Genomic DNA, 16,276 nt, shown 5'->3' on the forward strand with positions numbered 1-16,276 from the left:
CCTGCGGGCGTGCGGTCGACGGGGTGCGAGGCCCTGCCTCTCAGCGGCGCGGCCGCCGCCTGCTCGTGCGCGGCCGTGGTCCGGCGGGCCGCTGCGGGGCCGTCGCCCTGCGGCGTCGCCACCGCGCCTGCGCGCGCGCCCCGAAGGAGGTCCGCGCCTGCGCCGCCTCGAGCGCCCGGCGCTGGTGGCGGTAGAGCCGCCTCACCATCTCCTCCTGCCCGACCCAGCCGACCAGGACGTCCGGGGGCGCCTGCGGGCCCCCGCTCGGCGACTCGTCGAGGCCGGGGGCGGAGGCGACCGCGGCGTCACCGTCGGACCGGGAGGCCTCGTCCCACAGGTCCAGCGGCGGGGCGACGACCGGGAGGCCGTCCGCGCGGGAGTCGACGAGCGCCCCGAGGACGGTGGTCGCGCCGTCACCCACGCCGACGTGCTCGTGCGTGAGGGGCAGACCGCCCACCGTGGTCGGCCCGTCCTCGGCGAGACCCGCCTCGGCGACCGCGACCGCGCTCACGCACCCGAGCAGGCGCCCGAGCGACGGGGTCCCGTCAGCGGCGCGGGGCGCGGGGTCCTCGACCGCGACCACGGGGAGGACGGCGCTCCCGGACGCGCGCAGGACCGAGGCCGCCCGCCGCAGCGTCATGTCCGCCGTGAGGACGGCGGGCGGCTCGCCCATGAGGGCGCGGGCGGTCGTCCGGCCCACGATCGTGGAGCGGACCGGGTCGTCGACGTCCTCGCCGCGGCGGCGCAGCTCCTCGGTGTAGATCGTCGTGCGCGTGAGGAAGCGGCTGGCGAAGGTGGCGAGCACGGTCGCCAGCATGAGGGGCATGAGGAGGGAGTACTGGCCGGTCATCTCGATGATGAGGATGACGCCGGTGATCGGCGCGCGCGCCGACCCGGAGAAGACGGCGCACATGCCGATGACGCCGAAGACGGCCGCGGCGTCCGGGTGCTCCGGGACCGCGAGCTCGCCGAAGAGGGCGCCGAGCGTCCCGCCGATGAAGAGGGACGGGGCGAAGACGCCGCCGGTGAAGCCCAGGCCGAGCGTCACCGAGGTGGCGACGATCTTCGCGACCGTGAGGACGAGCAGCGCGAGGACCGTGTAGCGGCCGTCGAGCGCCCGGTTGAGGACGGCGTCGGACTCGCCGTAGGTCTCGGGGACGACGAGGAGCATCGCCCCGACGACGAGACCGCCGACCCCCGGCAGCGCCCAGGAGGGCAGGTGGAGGAGGCCCCGCACCGCCTGGGCGGCGTCCGTGGCGAGGAAGCGCAGCCGCGAGAAGGCCACGCCCACGATCCCGCCCAGGAGGCCCAGCGCCGCGACCCAGCCGAGCGCCGCGTCGCCGGCGAGGTTGAGGGACGGGAGCTGCACCGACAGCGTCGTGCCGAGCAGGTGGTGCGAGAGCACCGTCGAGGAGACCGAGGCGAGGACGACGAAGGTGAAGGCGTCCATCGAGAAGTCGAGGAGGACGACCTCCATGGCGAAGAAGGCGCCCGCGAGCGGCGCGTTGAAGGCCGCCGCGATGCCGGCCGCCGTCCCGGCCGCGGCGAGCATGCGCACCGAGCGCGTCGGCAGGCCCAGGCGCCGGCCGAAGACCGTCGCCGCGCTCGCGCCGACCTCGGCGATGGGTCCCTCGGGGCCGACGGAGCCGCCGCCCCCGATGGTGAGGGCGGAGGCGATCATCGAGGCGGTGGCGGGCACGGGCGCCATGGCGCCGTCGGAACGGCGCGCGGACCAGATGACGCCGCCGACGCCGTGACCGGTGGGGGTCCGTCCGAGCCGGGTCATGAGGGGCCCGACGAGCAGACCGGACAGGACCGGCGCGAGAAGGACGAACCAGCGGCCCGCGAAGGCCAGGACCCCCGTCGAGGGCCCGTAGTCGATCGTGTAGTCCTCCGCCCCCGTGAGGACCCGGGTCCACGCGTCGATCCCGAGGCGGAAGACGACCGAGGCCAGTCCGGAGAGCACCCCGACGACGACCGCGAGGGAGAAGAGCCCGGTGCGGTGGTGCCGCAGGAGGGCGAGGACGTCGTCGTGCGCACGCGCGCGCAGCGCCGGCGCGTGCCAGGGGCGCGCCGGCGCTGCGCTCCGTGAGGAGCGTCCTGAGTCCCCGCCGGTCACCGGGCGAGGTTCTCCACGGTCAGCTCGTAGCCCTCCTCGTCGGCCTCCAGGCCCCAGACCTGGCGGTAGAAGGAGAGCTCGGACTCGAGGGCGCGCCGGATGTTGGCGGCGATGCGGAAGCCGTGCCCCTCGCCGTGGAAGACCTCGAGCGCGACCGGGAGGCCCTGGGCCCGGACCGCCTCGTAGAGCTCGGTCGCCTGGTCGGCGGGGACGATCGGGTCCTCGGAGCCCTGCAGGAGGAGGAGCGGGGCGTGGATGTCGCTGATCGCGTTGATGGGGGAGCGCTCGGCCATGAGCGGGTCGTCGACCCCGTCGGCCCCGACGAGGGTCTCGATGTACCGGGACTCGAACTTGTGGGTCGTGCGCGCCATCTGCGCGAGGTCGGTGACGCCGTAGGAGGAGGTCGCGGCGCTGAACACGTCCGAGCGCTCGAGGGCGCGCAGGACGGTGAAGCCTCCGGCGCTGGCGCCGCGGACCGCGACGCGCCCGGGGTCGACCTTGCCGGCGTCGATGAGGCTCTGGGCGCCGGTGACGACGTCGTCGGGGTCGGAGACGCCCCAGTGCCCGTTGAGGAGGCGGCGGTAGCGGGTGCCGTAGCCGAAGGAGCCGCGGTAGTTGACGTCGAGGACGGCGAAGCCGCGGCTCGTCCAGTACTGGGTCGACAGGTTGTAGCCGGGCAGGCTCAGCGAGGTGGGGCCGCCGTGGACGTTGACGATGAGCGGCGGGAGCTCGCCGTCGGGCCCGGTGCAGGCGGCGGAGGCCGGCGGGTAGAAGAAGCCGTGCGCCGTCTCCCCGTCGGTGGTCTCCCAGGAGACCGGGTCCGGGAACGAGACGCCGATGGCCTCGGGCTCGAACTCGCCGGAGCCGCGCAGGACCTCGACCCTGCCGGCGCGCACCTCGATGATGCTGGGGAGCTCGAGCTCGTTGCCGGCGAGCATGACGACGCGCCCGGAGGCGGCGGCGACGTTCCCGATGGGCTGCCAGCCGACGTTCCACTCCTCGAGCTCGCCGTTGGACAGGCGGACGGTGCCCAGGTGCCAGACGCCGTTGCGGGCCCAGGAGGCGATGAGGTGCTCGTTGTCGAGGACGTCGAAGTGGTGCGGGCCGAGCTGCCAGGACGGGTAGGTGAAGGTGGCGTCGGCGGGGTGGAGGGCGCGGGTGCGCAGGTGCTCGGTCCAGCCGGCGCGGTTGGTGCCGCGGGCCGGGAAGCCCTCGGTGCGGTAGAGGTTCCAGAAGCCGGTCTCGTTGGAGACGTGGATGAGGTCGCACTCCTCGGTCCAGCGGGGCTCGGCGACGGAGTGGCCCTGGCCGCCGTCGACGACGGTCTGCTCCCCGATGGTGCCGTCGGGGTTGAGGTCGCCGACGTGGAGGGAGGCGTTGTCCCACGGCATCGAGGGGTGGTCCCAGGTGATCCAGGCGAGGTGCTCGCCGTCGGGGGAGAGCGTGGGGGAGGAGACGAAGTCCGTGCCGGAGACGATGGTGCGCACGGGGGCGTCGTCGCGGGCGGCGGAGCCGTCCAGGGGGATGGCGACGAGGGAGCTGACCGGCTCGCCCTCGCCGCGGTGGTCCTCGCGGACGGCGTAGACGAGGCCGCGGGCGGTGTCGATCTCGAGGTCGCCGTGGCGGACGTCGCCGTAGATGGTGAGCGGGACGAGGCCGCGCATGCGGTGGGCGACCTCGTACCGGTAGAGGCGGCCGTCCCCGGCGTGGGAGACGACGATGACGCCGGAGTCGACGGCGTAGGCGCGGCCGCCGTACTCGTGGACGCGGGTGCGGGCGTCGACGAGCTCGTCGGAGGGGGTGAGGGGGAGGACCTCGCCGGTCTGGCCCGCGGCGTCCCGCCGGAGGAGGACCTGGCGGCCGGCCTGGGAGGCGCGCTGCTCGACCCAGTAGGTGTCCCCGCCGTCGACCCGGACCTGCGAGAGGCGCACGGTGCGCGTCGTGATCGTGCCCGGGGTGATGGGCGAGGGCCAGGTGCCGAAGGGGGCGGTGGTGCTCATGGATCCTCCTGAGACGTCGTCGTCGGTCGGCCGCGCCTCCGGAGACGGTTCCGGCGGTGCCGCGCGGGCGACCCTGGTCACACCCTATCCCGCTCGGAGTGACCCCCGTGACACGCGCCGGGGCGCCCTGGGACGCCGGCCCGCGGGCCGCGCTCGGGGGTCCGCGGCGCAGGGGGCGCCGGCGCCGCCCGGGCCGGCCGTCGGGCGCTCCGGACGAGTGGCCCGAGGCATAGGACGCCGGTCCCACTCCCGGGCAGCCCCCGGCGCGGTCGGGGCGGCGCGCGAGGACGGACCTGGCCGGATCGGGTCCGTGGATGTTCGACGTCTGCCCTTCCGGCCGGGGACTTACGTCCCTGAGGCGATCCCGATATGGTCGTCGTGTGAGTCAGAACACCGGGTCCTTCGGGGCCCGTCCCCCGCTGGGCTGAGCGAGCCGCCTACGCTTATTTCGACGGCGCAAGGAAGTACCGCCACGTCCCCACGAGGGACTTCCCCAACAGGGTGACCTGATCGGCACCCACACACAGGAGGGCACGGATGACCACCGAGGTCACAGCAACCGCCACGGCGGAGGAGTCCAACAGCCGCAACGCCTGGGAGGGCTTCGTCCAGGGCCCGTGGACCGAGGGCATCGACGTTCGCGACTTCATCCAGCGCAACTACACCCCCTACGAGGGCGACGCCTCGTTCCTCGCCGGCGCCACCGACAAGACGCTGCGACTGTGGGACACCCTCGAGGAGAAGTTCCTCAAGGAGGAGCGCAAGGTCCGCATCCTCGACGTCGACACGCACATCCCGTCGGACATCGACGCCTTCCCGGCCGGCTACATCTCCGAGGACGACGACGTCGTCGTCGGCCTCCAGACCGACTCCCCGCTCAAGCGCGCCATGATGCCGAACGGCGGCTGGCGCATGGTCGCCCAGGCGATCAAGGAGGCCGGCAAGGAGGTCGACCCCGAGGTCCAGAAGATCTTCACCAAGTACCGCAAGACCCACAACGACGCGGTCTTCGACATCTACACGCCGCGCATCCGCGCCGCGCGCTCCAGCCACATCATCACCGGTCTGCCGGACGCCTACGGCCGCGGTCGCATCATCGGCGACTACCGCCGCGTCGCCCTCTACGGCGTCGACCGCCTCATCGAGCTCAAGCAGGTCGCGAAGGACGCCGTCGCGGACAAGCCCTTCTCCGAGCACTGGGCCCGCTACCGCGAGGAGCACTCCGAGCAGATCAAGGCGCTCAAGAAGCTCAAGAACATGGCCGCCTCGTACGGCTTCGACATCTCCGGCCCGGCCACGAACGCCCACGAGGCCGTCCAGTGGACGTACTTCGCCTACCTGGCCTCCGTGAAGTCCCAGGACGGCGCCGCCATGTCGATCGGCCGCCTCTCGGCCTTCCTCGACGTCTTCTTCACCCGCGACCTTGCCAACGGCACGATCACGGAGACGGACGCGCAGGAGATCATCGACAGCTTCGTGATGAAGCTGCGCATCACCCGCTTCCTGCGCACCACCGACTACGACCAGATCTTCTCCGGCGACCCGTACTGGGCCACCTGGTCCGACGCCGGCTTCGGCGAGGACGGCCGCCCGCTCGTCACGAAGACCTCGTTCCGCCTCCTGCAGACCCTGCGCAACCTGGGGCCCGCCCCGGAGCCGAACATCACGATCTTCTGGGACGAGAAGCTCCCGCAGGGCTACAAGGACTTCTGCGCCCTCATCTCCATCACGACCTCCTCCATCCAGTACGAGGCCGACGAGCAGATCCGCGAGCACTGGGGCGACGACGCGGCCATCGCGTGCTGCGTCTCCCCGATGCGCGTGGGCAAGCAGATGCAGTTCTTCGGCGCCCGCGTCAACTCCGCCAAGGCGCTCCTGTACGCCATCAACGGCGGCCGCGACGAGATGACCGGCAAGCAGATCGTCAACGGCCTGCCCGGCGTCGAGGGTGACGGCCCGCTCGACTTCGACGACGTCTGGGCCCGCTACGAGAAGATGCTGGACTGGGTCGTCGGCACCTACGTCGAGGCCCTCAACATCATCCACTACTGCCACGACCGCTACGCCTACGAGGCCATCGAGATGGCGCTCCACGACTCCGACATCGTCCGCACCATGGGCTGCGGCATCGCCGGCCTGTCGATCGTCGCCGACTCCCTGAGCGCCATCAAGTACGCGAAGGTGACCCCCGTCCGCGACGAGACCGGCCTCGTGGTCGACTACGTCACCGAGGGCGACTTCCCGATCTACGGCAACGACGACGACCGCGCCGACGACATCGCCGCCACCGTGGTCCACACGATCATGTCGAAGATCAAGGAGCAGCCCTTCTACCGCGACGCGATCCCGACCCAGTCGGTCCTCACGATCACGTCCAACGTGGTCTACGGCAAGGCCACCGGCTCGTTCCCGTCCGGCCACCAGAAGGGCACGCCCTTCGCCCCCGGCGCCAACCCGGAGAACGGCATGGACACGCACGGCATGGTCGCCTCCATGATGAGCGTCGGCAAGCTCGACTACAACGACGCCCTCGACGGCATCTCGCTCACCAACACCATCACCCCGCAGGGCCTCGGACGCACGCTCGACGAGCGCGTCGAGAACCTCGTGGGCATCCTCGACGCCGGCTTCGTCCCGGACGACTGCGCCGAGGTCTGATCCCCCTCGCGTCCCCGGCCGGCCGCCCCACCGGCGGCCGGCCGGAGGGACACCCATTCGGCCTCACGGCCGACCACAACACACCACACCGAAAGGGGCCATCATGGCCACGTACGAAGAGCGCCTTGAGTCGATGAAGGCTCAGCGTCAGGACAACGGCGGCGTCAAGGGCCTGTACCACGCCAACATCAACGTCCTCGACCGCTCCACCCTCGAGGACGCCATGGAGCACCCGGAGAACTACCCGAACCTCACGGTCCGCGTCTCCGGCTACGCCGTCAACTTCGTCAAGCTGACCCGCGAGCAGCAGCTCGACGTCCTCAACCGCACCTTCCACGCGGGCGCCTGAGCGCCTCGGGTGAGGGACTCACGACTGGCATCATCCACGTATGACAGACACTGACACCATCACCCCCGCGACTGAGGGCGGCCGGGACCAGGACTTCCTGGCCCCGGCCGCCCGCTTGCGCGGTGCGGGCATCGGCGGCATCGAGGAGCTGAGCGACCTCCAGCGCTCGGAGCGCCTCGCGCGCATGCGCGACGGCTCCCTTGGCTCCATCCACTCCTGGGAGCTCGTGACGGCCGTCGACGGACCGGGCACCCGCATGACCGTCTTCCTCAACGGCTGCCCGCTCCGCTGCCTCTACTGCCACAACCCCGACACCTTCCTCATGAAGGACGGCGAGCCCGTCGAGGCCGACGAGCTCCTGCGCCGCATGAAGCGCTACCGCAACGTCTTCCGAGCCTCCAAGGGCGGCATCACGCTCTCCGGCGGCGAGGTCCTCATGCAGCCGGCCTTCGCCGGGCGGATCCTCGCGGGCGCCAAGTCCATGGGCATCCACACCTGCATCGACACCTCCGGATACCTCGGCCGCAACGCGAGCGACAAGATGCTCGAGAACGTCGACCTCGTCCTCCTCGACGTCAAGAGCGGCGACGAGGAGACCTACAAGAAGGTCACCGGGCGCGAGCTCGCCCCGACCATCGCCTTCGGCGACCGCCTCGCCGCCAAGGGCATCGAGATCTGGGCCCGCTTCGTCCTCGTCCCCGGGCTCACCGACGACCCTGAGAACGTCGAGAACGTCGCGCGCATCATCGAGCGCTGGGGCTCCTCGGTCTCCCGCGTCGAGGTCCTGCCCTTCCACCAGATGGGCACCGACAAGTGGGACGCCCTCAAGCTCGAGTACAAGCTCCGCGACGCGCTTCCGCCGGAGCCCGAGCTCGTCGAGTCGACCCGCGCGATCTTCCGCTCCCACGGCTTCACCGTGCACTGAGTCGGAGGGCGCGCTCGCGTCGTCGGGCCGCCGCAGCGTGAGGACGGCCCGTCCGCTCCGCGGGACGGGCCCTCCTGCTGCCTCGGGCGTGCCGGCGGCGCTCCTGGCCGGCCCGGAACTGGCGGGGTCCCGGCCAGCAGGCGAGTCAGAACCGTGCCGTGAGCGCGTCGGCGAGGGCCGGCGCCGCCTGCTCGACCTGCCAGGCGCGGGCGTCCAGGTCCTCCAGACGACGGGCCACGGACGTGGCGTCCGTCGTCGGCCGGCGACCGGAGGCGCGCTCCTCACCGAGGTTCCAGGCCAGGTGGCGCTGGGAGTCGGGGCTGAGGAGGAGCTCCTGGGGGACGCGGATCTCCTCGGCGCGGTCCCGCACGGCCGGGCGGACGACCTCGAGGGCCTCCGCGGCGTCTCGGTGGTGCCGGGCCCAGGAGCGCGGCTGCGGCAGCTCGCCCGGCGGCAGCGGCGCGTGGGGCGGCGGGAGCTGGTCCTCGGGAAGCGCCAGGGCGCGCTCGACGGCCTCCCACCACAGCTCGTGGTGCTGGCGCGCCTGACGCGACGAGAACTCGCGCAGCGCCGCGAGCTTGCGCCGCGACGTCGGGCGCGCGACGGCGGCGGCGACGAGCGCGTGGTGCGAGAGGATCTTCGAGGGCGTGCGGTCCAGCTCGGCGGCGAGCTCCTCGCGCGCCGTCCACAGCTCGCGCAGGATCGCGAGCGAGCGCGGCGAGCGCACGGCGCGCCCGGCCCGCGGAGTCTTGCGCCACGGGTCGACCTTGGCCGGACGCGGCGGGCGCGTGCGCACGTACTCGAACTCCTGAGCGGCCCACTCGGCCTTCCCGGCGGAGGCGAGCTCGGCGGCCAGCGCCTCGCGCAGCGGGGCGAGCAGCTCGACGTCGAGGGCCGCGTAGACGAGCCAGGACTCGGGCAGCGGGCGAGTCGACCAGTCGGCTGCGGCGTGGTCCTTGGCGAGGCGCAGCCCGAGGGTCTCCTCGACGACGGCGCCGAGGCCGACGTGCTCACGACCGAGGAGACGGGCCGCGAGCTCGGTGTCGAAGAGGGAGCGCGGGGCGAGACCGAGGTCTCGCAGGCAGGGGAGGTCCTGGTCGGCGGCGTGGAGGATCCACTCGGGCCCGTCCAGGACGTCGGCGAGGGAGGTGAGGTCGCCCGCGTCGACCGGGTCGACGAGCACGGTGCCCGCGCCCTCTCGACGCAGCTGGACGAGGTAGGCGTCCTGCCCGTAGCGGAAGCCGGAGGCGCGCTCGGCGTCCACGGCCACCGGTCCCGTGCCGCCCGCGAGGGCCTCGACGGCGGCGCGCAGGGCCTCGGGCGAGTCGGTGACCGGCGGGAGGCCGTCGACCGGCGCAGGGTAGTCGAGGAGCTCCTCGGCGGGGACGGGCTCGTCCGTCGTGCCGGGGACCGGGACCGGACGGGGCGCGCGGGCCGGGCCCCGCGAGGCGGCGATCACCGGGCGGCGCCCGCGCCGGCGACGGAGAGCGCGGCCGCCTGCTCGGGCTCGTGCCCGGCGGCGACGTGGAGGAGCTCGTACCAGGCCGCGAGGTGCGGGGCCAGGTCCGGTGTCGTCGGCGACCACGAGGCGCGGATCTCGACGTGGCCGCAGGAGTCCGTGAGCTCGAGGCCGCCGAAGGTCTCCGACAGGACCCGCGTCACGGTCCCGACGAGCGCCCGGTGACCGGCGCCCGCGGAGTCGAGGGACTCCTGGAGCCAGGACCAGGCGGCGGAGCCGAGGAGCGGGTCCGTGCCGACCTCGTCGTCGAGGCGCGCACGGGCCTGGACGACAACGCGGAAGTCGCCGTCCCAGGCGTCCTGGCCCTCGGGGTCGTGGAGGACGACGAAGCGCCCCGACGCGATCGGCGTGCCCATCTCGGTCTCGACGGTCTCCGCGGAGAGAGCGGCGGTGAAGGGCGCGAGCCGCCGCGGGGCGGGCACCTCCTCGAGGACGAGGCCGCGGGGACGGGCGGCGTCGCGCATGCTCAGGAGCGCCTCGTGGAAGCGCTCGGGGACGGCGGCCCCCGTGTCCTGGTTCGAGCTCGAGGTGGAGGTGGTGGTCACGTCCGCGAGGCTACCGGCGCTGCGGCCGTACAAGCGCTGCCACGCCGCGGACGAGGGGCAGACCCTGCCGTGACCTGGGCTAACCTGGCGAGCGCGCCCCGATGACCGGCGGGGTGGCAGCAAGGAGCAGCAATGACCGACACCCAGCACGGGACCGCCCCCTCCGCAGGAGCTCCGCACGGCTCCATGAGGCAGGTCGACTGGGAGACCTTCCGTCGGATCGCCGCGGCCGCGGGGACGACGCTGCCGATCGAGCAGACCTCCGCGTGGGACTCCTTCGACGCCGCCATGGAGGGCCGCGAGCCCTGGGGACGCGTCGTCTACGACGGTCCCGACGGCGAGCCCCGCGCGCTCGTCTCCCTCACCCGCATGGAAGTGCGCGGCTTCCCCTACCTCTGGGCCCGCCACGCGCCCGTCTGGCTCGGTTCCGAGCCGACCGCCGAGGAGGAGGCCGACCTGCGCCGCCTCGTCGTCGCCGGCGTCCGCTTCCACGAGCCGAGCGTCGTCTTCGTCCGCCTCCACTTCACCCACGAGGCCCCCGAGCTCCACGAGCTCCTCCAGACGATGACCTACGACCGCACGGTCATCCTCGACCTGGACCGTGAGGACGACGACGCGATCCTCGCCTCCTTCAAGTCGCGCGGGCGCCGCGACGTCCGCAAGGCCCTGCGCAACGAGTCGCTCACCTTCCACGACGAGACCGCCGAGGCCGACGAGGTCTTCGGCGAGCTCTACGAGATCCTCACCGAGACCGGTGAACGCGACGGCTTCCGCGCCGCCTCCGAGGACACCTACCGCGCGATGCTGCGCGCCCTCGGCCCGGAGCACGCCCGCCTCTACGTCGTGCGCCGCGAGGGCCAGGAGGCCCTCGTGTGGTCCCTCGTCACCGTGTGGGGCGACGACGCGCTGCGCTACTACGCCGGCTCCTCGGCCGAGGGCCGCCGCATGCGCGCCGCCGACGCCCTCGTCTACAAGGAGGCCTGCTGGCTGCGCGCCGAGGGCGTGCGCCGCTACGACCTCATGGGCGTCGACTCCGAGCGCGTCCCCGAGCTCGCCGGCGTGCGCGAGTTCAAGAACAAGTTCGTCACGGACGGCCCGGTCGACATCCCGGGCGCCTGGGACGTGCCGGTCCGCCCCCGCGTCTACGAGGGCCTCGTCCAGGTCCTCGAGCTCAAGCACCGCGCCCACGGCGCACTCGACTCCGTGCGCGAGCGCGCCGGCGAGATCCGCGGCTCGCTCCGCGAGGCGCGCCCGCACGGCGCCCCGAGCGACGCCGCCGCCGAGGGGGCCGGCTCGGAGGACCCGGTCGCGAAGGGCTGAGCCGTCCGCGGGTGGGCGATGCCTCCGCCCTCGACGTGAGGAGCCGCCCGGCCGACGCGTCAGCGTCGGCCGGGCGGCCCCGTCGTCGCGGTGCGGTCCTCGCCGGGCACCTCCGACCCGTCCGGCCCCGGCGAGCCCCGCGCGGTCCGGCCGGCGCGGGGCTCGCCGGCTCCGCCCGGGCTCAGTGGCGGCGCAGGAGCACGAGCACGTCCTCGCCCTCGAGGCTCTCCGGCGCGGAGCCCGGTCCGGCGGACCATGACGCCACCGGGAGCAGCTCGCCGACGGCGCCCTCGTCGCCGACGGCTCCCCCGGGAGCGGCGTCGTGGACCAGGGCCCGTTCGAGGACGGCGTCGAGGGTCGTCGTCCTCGAGCGCCCGGGCGCCACCGGGCCGAGCCCGACGACGAGGACGAGCTCGTCGCCCCTGCGCGCGCCCGCCAGCGCCGCGTCGGGCGCGTCGAGGACGATGCGACTCACGATCGCGTCACCGAGGTCCGCCACGCGCGCCCACCGGCGCTGCTCCTCGAGGCCGGCGAGCCGTCGGACGCGCAGGAGCTCCTCGTACCAGGCCAGCACACGCGCCCGCTCGGGGATCCGGGCCTCCGCGCGGTCGAGCGTCGAGGCGGCCACCGTCGAGGCGGCCTGCGGGTCGGGCACCTCGGCCGCGTCCCAGCCGAAGGAGGCGAACTCGCGGCGGCGTCCCTCGGTCACGGCGGCGGCGAGCTCGGGCTCGGAGTGGTCGGTGAAGAACTGGAAGGGCGTGCGGGTGCCCCACTCCTCGCCCTGGAAGAGCATCGGCGTGTACGGCGAGAGCAGGACGAGCGCCGCCTCCGCGGCGAGCCTCGCGTCGCTCAGGCTCGCCGAGGGGCGGTCGCCCGTGGCGCGGTTGCCCACCTGGTCGTGGTCCGAGGCGAAGACGACGAGGCGGCGCGGGTCCGTGCCCTCCGGCACCGGCGCCCCCCAGTCCGAGCCCCGGAAGGAGGACCAGGTGCCCGCGTGCAGGAAGCCGTGGCCGTAGGCCGTCTCGAAGGCGCCGGGCTCGGCGAAGTCCGCGTAGTAGCCCTGCGCCTCGCCCGTGAGCCGGACGTGGATGGCGTGGTGGACGTCGTCGGCCCACTGCGCGGTCATGCCGAGGCTCGGCATGAGCGCGGGAGGCTCCTCGTCCGTGCCGGTGATGACGCCGACGTCGTTGAGGTCGGACTCCGCGATGAGGGACAGCGGCCGCCCGAGCTCGCCGGAGAGGTCCTCGACGGCGTCGGCGAGCCGGGCCAGGAGGTGACGGTGCGGGGCGACGGCCGTCGACCAGGCGTGGTCGTCGCGGATGGCGTGGATCGCGTCCAGGCGCAGGGCGTCGACGTGGAAGTCGCGCAGCCAGCGCAGCGCCGAGTCGATGACGAAGGCGCGCACCTGCTCGCTGCCGGGCCGGTCGTAGTTGACGGCGGGGCCCCAGGGCGTGTCGTGGGCGCTCGTGAAGTACGGCCCGAAGACGCCCAGGTAGTTCCCGCTGGGACCCAGGTGGTTGTAGACGACGTCGAGGCAGACCGCGAGGCCCTCCCGGTGGGCGGTGTCGACGAAGCGCGCGAGGGCCTCGGGCCCGCCGTAGGGCTCGTGGACGGACCACAGGGCGACGCCGTCGTAGCCCCAGCCCGCCCGACCGGGGAAGGAGGCGAGCGGCATGAGCTCGACGACCTCGACGCCGAGGCGCGCCAGCTCGGGCAGGTGCTCGGCGGCGGCGTCGAGGGTGCCCTCGGAGGTGAAGGTGCCGACGTGCAGCTCGTAGACGACGGCGCCGCGGGCGTCGCGCCCCGCCCATCCCTCGTCGGTCCACAGGCCCTGTGCCCAGGCGGCCGTGTCGACGGTGCGCGAGGGGCCGTGGACGCCGTGGGGCTGGCGGGGACTGCGCGGGTCGGGACGGTCCGCGGAGCCGTCGACGCGGTAGGCGTAGTCGGTGCCGTCGGGCAGGTCGCGGGGGCTCACCCACCAGCCGCCCTCGGCGCGCTCCATGACGAGCGCCTCGTCGGTGGCGGGGAGGTGCAGGAGGACCTCGCGGGCCTCCGGAGCCCAGACGGGCACGCGGGGCCCGAGGGGGAGCGCGGGGGAGACCCAGGCCTCGCGGGGCGGCACGGGGTGCTCGCGCTGCTGCTCGTCCTCACGCATCAGGCGTCCTCCTCCCCGTCGTGGACACGCACCAGGACGGCGACGGGGGCGTCGCCGAGGACCTCGGACAGGGGCTGCGCGCCGCCGCCGAGCGCCGCGTCGTCGAGGACGCCGGCCCAGCGGCCCTCGGGCAGGACGACGGAGTCCTCGCGCCACCCGCCGAGCTGGGCGAGCCGGCGGCCCAGGCGCCGGACGATGACGACGACCTCGGCCTCCTCGTCCGTGAGGCGGGCGAAGGCGAAGGCGTGACCGGTGGTCACCGGCAGGGCGCGGTAGCCGGAGCGCGGGCCGACGAAGGCCTCGGGATGCTCGCCCCGCATCCGCAGGAGGGCGCTGGTGAGGGCGAGCTTTTCCTCGTCGAGCGTGCGCGGGGCGGCGCCGTCGTCGAGGGAGGCGAGGACCGCCTCGAGGCCGGCCGGCGAGGCGTAGTCGACGGCGCGGCGGTTGTCGGGGTCGACGAGGCTCGTGCGGGTGGTCTCGGAGCCCTGGTAGACGTCGGCGACGCCGAGCCAGGTGAGGGCCAGGGCCTTGTTCGCCAGGGTGACGTCATGGACCTCTCGACGAGTCGTCTCCGCGAAGGCGGTCAGCTCCTCGGCGACGCCGGGGTCGGCGAGCAGGAAGGCGGCGTAGTCGGTGAGGCCCTTCTCGCGGCCCTCGTCGGCGCCGGTCCAGGTGGTCCAGACCTTCTGCTCGCGGGAGGCCTTGATGAGGTAGGCGCCCAGGCGCTCGGCGTCGATCGGGTCGTCGGAGTCCGGCGCCCACGTGCCCCACAGCGTCTGCCACAGGAGGTTCTCGCTGCGGCCGTCCAGGTCGACGGGGCGCTGCTCGGCGGTGGCGACGCGGAGGCGGTGGACGAGCTCGCTCCACTCGTCGGGGTAGGAGGCGAGGACGTCGAGGCGGGCGCGGACGTCCTCGCCGCGCTTCGTGTCGTGGGTCGTCGTCGTCACCATCGTGTCCGGCCAGGCGTCCTGGACGCGGTCGGCCCAGGCGTGCGCCTCGTCGGTGCCGAGGGCGAAGCCGGAGGGGTTGCCGCCGACCTCGGTGAGGCTGGTGAGGTGCGTCCACCGGTAGAAGGCGGTGTCCTCGACGCCCTTGGCCGTGACGGCGCCGCAGACCTGCTGGAAGCGGATGACGGCCTCGGCCCGCTCGGGGGAGTCGGCCAGTCCCTCGGACCCGACCGGCTCGCCGAGGAGGAGGCCGACGACGAGGTCGAGGGTCTCGGCGCTGTCCTCGTCGAGGCGGCGGCGGGCGCGCTCGGCGTCGGTGCGCAGGACGGCGGCCTGCTCGGGCTCGGGGGTGACGCCCGGGACCACGTAGGCGCGGTAGCGGTCCGCGGCCACGAGGAGCTCGATGAGGCAGCGGCGCAGGTCCCGGAAGGTGTGGTCGCGCAGGCGGACGTCCTCGTCGGTGAGCCGGTCGAGGATGCGGGCGAGGCGGTCCACCTCCGCGGCGAGGGACCCGGAGATGACCTCGCGCTTGGCGGTCTCGACGACGCGGGCGTAGTCGACGGGGGCCTCGCCGGTCAGCTCCTGCATGAGGGCGCCCAGGCGGGTGGCGCCGGCGGGGTCGACCTGGAGCTGGTCGATGCGCCAGGCGGCGTCGTAGCCGGTGGTGCCGGCGACGTGCCAGGAGCCGGGCAGGGGCTCGTCGGGGGCGAGGATCTTCTCCGCGGCGATCCAGGCGCCGCCGGTGGCCTCGGAGAGGTGACCCAGGTAGCCGGCCGGGTCGGCGAGGCCGTCGGGGTGGTCGACGCGCAGGGCGTCGATCGTGCCCGCCTCGAGGAGCTCGATGATGAGGGCGTGGGAGCCGTCGAAGACCTCCGGGTCCTCGACGCGGACGGCCGCGAGGGTGCCGACGTCGAAGAAGCGGCGGTAGTTGATCTCCTCGTCGCCGACCTTCCAGTAGGCGAGGCGGTAGTGCTGGCGCTCGACGAGGACGGCGAGGGGGAGGGACTCGGTGCCCTCGGCGACGGGGAAGACGTGGTCGTAGTAGCGCAGGACCCACTGCTCGCCGAGGTCGGGCTCGGTGGGGACCACCATCCGCTCGAGGTGCAGCTCGTCGTCGGCGAGGACTCGGCCGATCCGCTTGCCGAGGACCGGCATGAGGATCGGCTCGTCGACGTCGACGTCGAACCAGGCGGCGAAGGGCGAGTCCGGACCGTTGCGCAGGACGGACCAGAGCGGCCGGTTGTGCCAGCCGGGGGTCGGGACGGCCATGTGGTTGGGGACGATGTCGACGACGACGCCCATACCGGCGGCGTGCGCGTCCGCGGCGAGCCGCTCGAGCCCGGCGCGCCCGCCCATCTCCTCGCTGATCCGGGTGTGGTCGACGACGTCGTAGCCGTGGGTGGAGCCGGGGGCGGCCTGGAGGACGGGGGAGAGGTACAGGTCGGTGACGCCGAGCCGCTTGAGGTAGGGCACGAGGGCGCGGGCGTCGTCGAAGGTGAGGGAGGCTCCCATCTGGAGGCGGTAGGTGCTCACCGGGGTGCGGCGGCCGGCCGCCGGGACGTGCCCGGACCAGGGGGCGTAGCCGTCGGCGGGCAGGTCGACCGCCTCCGGGCGGACGTCGTCGGAGGGGCCGGGCGGGTTGGTGGTGCTCGGGGCCGGGTTGCTCGGGGTCGTGGGGCTGGTGGTCATCTCGTGCCTTCGTCCTGTCCGTGCGCGGCGCCCGGCGGGCGCCGTCTGAC

Annotated in this window: 10 protein-coding genes; 4 read left to right on the forward strand and 6 right to left on the reverse strand. The window is 73.8% G+C overall.

The genetic code is table 11. From position 1 onward, the window contains the following. Window positions 1-40: 40 nt before the first annotated feature. Both AXF14_RS10025 and AXF14_RS10030 read right to left on the reverse strand, forming a co-directional pair. Window positions 41-2,119 carry a chloride channel protein gene (locus tag AXF14_RS10025; RefSeq protein WP_084355504.1) on the reverse strand — a complete coding sequence of 693 codons (2,079 nt, stop codon included), beginning with the start codon at window positions 2,117-2,119 and terminating at the stop codon, window positions 41-43. After that, window positions 2,116-4,119, reverse strand: coding sequence for an alpha/beta hydrolase family protein (locus AXF14_RS10030; RefSeq protein ID WP_067942947.1), 2,004 nt, complete (start codon window positions 4,117-4,119; stop codon window positions 2,116-2,118). The genes AXF14_RS10025 and AXF14_RS10030 overlap by 4 nt, the downstream gene beginning before the upstream one ends. Window positions 4,120-4,656: 537 nt before the next feature. Here AXF14_RS10030 and pflB point away from each other — a divergent pair. The 3 genes from pflB (at window position 4,657) to pflA (ending at window position 8,051) form a co-directional block, all read left to right on the forward strand. Further along, complete coding sequence (gene pflB, locus AXF14_RS10035) at window positions 4,657-6,777, forward strand: formate C-acetyltransferase (protein ID WP_067942949.1); 2,121 nt, start codon at window positions 4,657-4,659, stop codon at window positions 6,775-6,777. A gap of 103 nt (window positions 6,778-6,880) precedes the next feature. Further along, on the forward strand, window positions 6,881-7,126 hold the full coding sequence (gene grcA2 / locus AXF14_RS10040) for an autonomous glycyl radical cofactor GrcA2 (protein WP_067942950.1): 246 nt from the start codon (window positions 6,881-6,883) through the stop codon (window positions 7,124-7,126). A 40-nt stretch (window positions 7,127-7,166) separates the two neighbouring features. Further along, on the forward strand, window positions 7,167-8,051 hold the full coding sequence (gene pflA, locus AXF14_RS10045) for a pyruvate formate-lyase-activating protein (RefSeq protein ID WP_067942952.1): 885 nt from the start codon (window positions 7,167-7,169) through the stop codon (window positions 8,049-8,051). Window positions 8,052-8,196: 145 nt separating this feature from the next. On the opposite strand, the gene AXF14_RS10050 is transcribed toward pflA, so the two are convergent. Beyond that, window positions 8,197-9,510: an HRDC domain-containing protein gene (locus tag AXF14_RS10050; protein WP_236755524.1), complete on the reverse strand. Its 1,314-nt coding sequence runs from the start codon at window positions 9,508-9,510 to the stop codon at window positions 8,197-8,199. Beyond that, window positions 9,507-10,115, reverse strand: a complete 609-nt coding sequence (locus AXF14_RS10055; RefSeq protein WP_067942953.1) for a DUF3000 domain-containing protein — start codon at window positions 10,113-10,115, stop codon at window positions 9,507-9,509. The genes AXF14_RS10050 and AXF14_RS10055 overlap by 4 nt, the downstream gene beginning before the upstream one ends. 132 nt (window positions 10,116-10,247) lie before the next feature. On the opposite strand from AXF14_RS10055, the gene AXF14_RS10060 reads away from it, so the two are divergent. Next, entirely contained in the window at window positions 10,248-11,435 is a 1,188-nt protein-coding gene (locus AXF14_RS10060) for a lipid II:glycine glycyltransferase FemX (protein WP_150118468.1), read from the forward strand. A 181-nt stretch (window positions 11,436-11,616) separates the two neighbouring features. Here the strand turns inward: AXF14_RS10060 and treZ are convergent, their stop codons facing one another. Next, entirely contained in the window at window positions 11,617-13,590 is a 1,974-nt protein-coding gene (gene treZ / locus AXF14_RS10065) for a malto-oligosyltrehalose trehalohydrolase (protein WP_211260082.1), read from the reverse strand. Then, window positions 13,590-16,226 carry a malto-oligosyltrehalose synthase gene (gene treY / locus AXF14_RS10070; protein WP_084355505.1) on the reverse strand — a complete coding sequence of 879 codons (2,637 nt, stop codon included), beginning with the start codon at window positions 16,224-16,226 and terminating at the stop codon, window positions 13,590-13,592. The genes treZ and treY overlap by 1 nt, the downstream gene beginning before the upstream one ends. Window positions 16,227-16,276: the final 50 nt, after the last annotated feature.

Source organism: Actinomyces radicidentis, from assembly GCF_001553565.1.
Lineage (GTDB): Bacteria > Actinomycetota > Actinomycetes > Actinomycetales > Actinomycetaceae > Actinomyces > Actinomyces radicidentis.

Excerpts from the sequence above, each read along its gene's own strand:
- AXF14_RS10030 (WP_067942947.1), bottom strand. The coding sequence starts at position 4,119 with ATGAGCACCACCGCCCCCTTCGGCACCTGGCCCTCGCCCATCACCCCG.
- pflB (WP_067942949.1), top strand. The coding sequence starts at position 4,657 with ATGACCACCGAGGTCACAGCAACCGCCACGGCGGAGGAGTCCAACAGC.
- grcA2 (WP_067942950.1), top strand. The coding sequence starts at position 6,881 with ATGGCCACGTACGAAGAGCGCCTTGAGTCGATGAAGGCTCAGCGTCAG.
- pflA (WP_067942952.1), top strand. The coding sequence starts at position 7,167 with ATGACAGACACTGACACCATCACCCCCGCGACTGAGGGCGGCCGGGAC.
- AXF14_RS10060 (WP_150118468.1), top strand. The coding sequence starts at position 10,248 with ATGACCGACACCCAGCACGGGACCGCCCCCTCCGCAGGAGCTCCGCAC.
- treZ (WP_211260082.1), bottom strand. The coding sequence starts at position 13,590 with ATGCGTGAGGACGAGCAGCAGCGCGAGCACCCCGTGCCGCCCCGCGAG.
- treY (WP_084355505.1), bottom strand. The coding sequence starts at position 16,226 with ATGACCACCAGCCCCACGACCCCGAGCAACCCGGCCCCGAGCACCACC.